Source organism: Segatella paludivivens DSM 17968 = JCM 13650, from assembly GCF_000373185.1.
GTDB classification, from domain to species: Bacteria; Bacteroidota; Bacteroidia; order Bacteroidales; family Bacteroidaceae; genus Prevotella; species Prevotella paludivivens.
This window is the reverse complement of sequence record NZ_KB890672.1, coordinates 1-3,120: the sequence shown is the minus strand read 5'-3', so window position 1 is coordinate 3,120 and position 3,120 is coordinate 1. Positions and strand designations below refer to the sequence as shown.

The window sequence follows — 3,120 nt, the reverse complement described above, 5'->3', positions numbered from 1 at the left end:
AAATAATTGATTTATAGTTAATTACATATAAATTACAGGTAGAATATATAGGACTTATTCTTAGGTTTAAATTCAACTAAATTAAAGAAGAACCGAAACACGATACATTATTTTAAAACCATTACTGATAGTCTTTACATATTCTAATTGGTAGGTTATACTGTTACAGTAACCTCGTAGTTTATACCAACATACGCCATACTTGTAAATATAATTTCTTAATTATATTTTTGGGTTGTTGATGTTTTTATCTTGTGAATTAATTATTTTTTCTGTTTTGTCGTAGAAAACGGTAAAAAAACCATGTATGATTCATGTATGAAACATGTATGATATGGCTATATCATACATTAGCAAACGTACTGATTATAAATAATTTAACTCTAAAATGTATATTATGTATGTTTTTTCAAACATTTTTATAATTTTCATTTCTCCATGATTGCACATATCATAACTTGTAATATAAAATGATTAAACATTTATACATTCATTATTTTGAATGATTATATTACTTCGAAATCATCAATTTCAGGTAAATTCAACTCTTCGATTATTCTTGCGCTTTACAGTCTGTTCTTCTCTTCGTTTCCAGCACCCATTCCCTTGTATTTTTTACCAGAGATATTCAAATTATAATGCAAAGTAAAAGTGACATAACGGGTATCGGTAACATTCTGCTGGAGTATCAGTAAATTGTGATTGTACATTTGGGGTTTAAACTTGTACATATTAAATATATCATGTACAGCAAGACGAAGGCTTAGACGATCATTGAAGAAGGACTTGCCTGCACTGGCATCAATATTCCAGAGATCATCCAGTTTCATATTCTGGTTATTTCCACTCCCCTGATAGCTTCCATCGATACGCAACTGGTAATGATAAGGAAGATTGAAAGCATTATACCATTGGAAAAACAAAATCGGTTTATTGAAAGACTTGGTCTGCTGGCAATAGCTGTATTTGAACCATTGCTGGTTCATTCCGACGTTCCATGCTGGATGCCACCATCCGACTGTAGGGGATAGGCTGGCATAACAGCTCAACCTATTCAGGTGACTAGCATTTTCAAAGGTGACAAAGGTTATTTTCGGATCCTGCTGGTCATAGTTGGAGGAATAGACGATGACATCCTTGTCATGAGAAAAACTTGCTGTAAAAAACAACCAGGAATAGCTGACATTTGCTGTTATGGCATCAATATAGGTAGGTCGGAGCATCGGGTTTCCACTGAGATAATGGAATCTGTTGAGATAATAGACATTCCCGTCGAGTTGGCTATATCCAGGGCGCTGCACTTTTTTGCTGTATCCTACGGAAAATTCGGCTTTTCCTATCGGGAAAATAACGGATAAGTCAGGAAACAGATTATCATATTTCCGGCTCTGGTCATCCTGACGCGTCCCATTCAATGTATATACAGTGCTGACATGCTCGTATCTCATTCCTCCATTCAGCTGTATCCTGTTCCATTTCTGAGAATATTGAAGAAATAAAGCGGAGTTCTTCTCCTGCATCTTATTGTTGCTGTCTGAAAAGACACCCTCAATATTATTAAACTGATTCTTACGATTCGTATTCGTGTATTCTTCCCCCAGTGAAACTGTTCCAGAAGGAGAAAGGCGGTATGACAACTCTGCTTTGACTGCCCCTAACCGACTCTGGCTGGTATTGTGAGTGATGACGGTACGGTCAGTGTAATTCTGACTTAGCTCTCTCTGCATCTGGTCTTTGTTGTCTTTGCTGTATACATAATCCATATTACAGTTCATCGAGAATTTCCCAAAAGTCCCGTTATAATATATATTTGCTTCATGTCCCGGGCGCTTCTTTTCCTGAGTCGTTCCAGAACTGTTCCAGGAGTCATAGAAGGTACCGTTGGAGAAGACATCGCTTACGAAATGGTCATATTCCTTATCTTTATCCGCACTATATTGATAATAAGCCCCAAAAGAATGATGAGGGCTGACATCATACCCGAATCCTACTTTCCCCTGCAGATTGGATAGTCGATGGTAGGACTTACTTGTGCTTTTCAGATTCCATACGGTATCCGCAAAATTGGTTTGATTACCACAGATCGTACTTCTCCTCTTTCCTGTACCCGCTGACAGCATGCCAAAGATATTCAGTCCCTTCTTTTGATAGTTGATCTCTGCTCGTTGATTTTCAGAGAAATAATAGTCATACTTATTCTGGGAAGCAAAGCTGAAACCAAGCCCCTGATCCCTTTTCTTTGTCTCTATTCTGATCACAGCACCCACTGTGGCATCATATCCTGCACCGGGATGGTTGATAACCTCCACACTCTGGATATTCTCGGAGCTCAAATGCTCCAGTTCACTATTATCCATAACCTTACGGTTGTTGATATAGATAACGGGAGCACCTTTGCCGAAAACCTGTATTTCCCCATTGCTGTTTACCGTCACCATAGGAATCTTCTCCAGTACCTCATTAGCCGTACCGATTTTCGCCAATACGCTTCCTGTCACCAATGTCTTCATTCCCTCCTTCGTCAGTTGGTGTTTGGGCAGATTTCCTTTCACGATCACACTGCCAAGCATCAAAGTATTTTCCTTCAACACGATCACACCAGCATCTCCTTGCCTAGCTTCTTCTATGACAGTCTTATAGCCGATAACCGATACTTTCAGCAAACAATTTTCCAGAGAGGTCTGAAGAGAGAAGGATCCATCCTCGGCAGATACCGTTCCCTTGACAAAAGAAGAATCCTTTCCTGAAAGTAAAAAGACATTCGCCAGGGAGACAGCTTGATGATGCTCATCCTCTACCCTTCCAGAGATAACCTGCGAGAAAGAAAATACAGTCTGTAATATAAATATGAAAAAACAAAAAAATCTATTCATATTCTATGCTTTATCTAAGAAACAATTGTCAAGACTTGCCTTCAATGTTATTTTATTAGCAAATGTACTAATACATGTTGAACGAAGCATCATCATAGGAAAAATCAAAGTGGCTTTTTTCATGTTTTAATCTCTATTTATTTAGTTTCGTCTTTGTCTTTCGGCAGAGCAAAGTTATAAACGTTTTTATTGCTATCCAAATTTTTATACAAGAAAATCAAAATGGTGGTTAAATGATACCCATTTT

Annotated in this window: 1 protein-coding gene; it reads right to left on the bottom strand. The window is 37.7% G+C overall.

Annotation, left to right across the window (positions count from 1 at the left end; genetic code table 11):
* Window positions 1–566: 566 nt before the first annotated feature.
* Entirely contained in the window at window positions 567–2,873 is a 2,307-nt protein-coding gene (locus B045_RS0111575; RefSeq protein ID WP_018464424.1) for a TonB-dependent receptor family protein, read from the bottom strand.
* Window positions 2,874–3,120 lie beyond the last annotated feature (247 nt).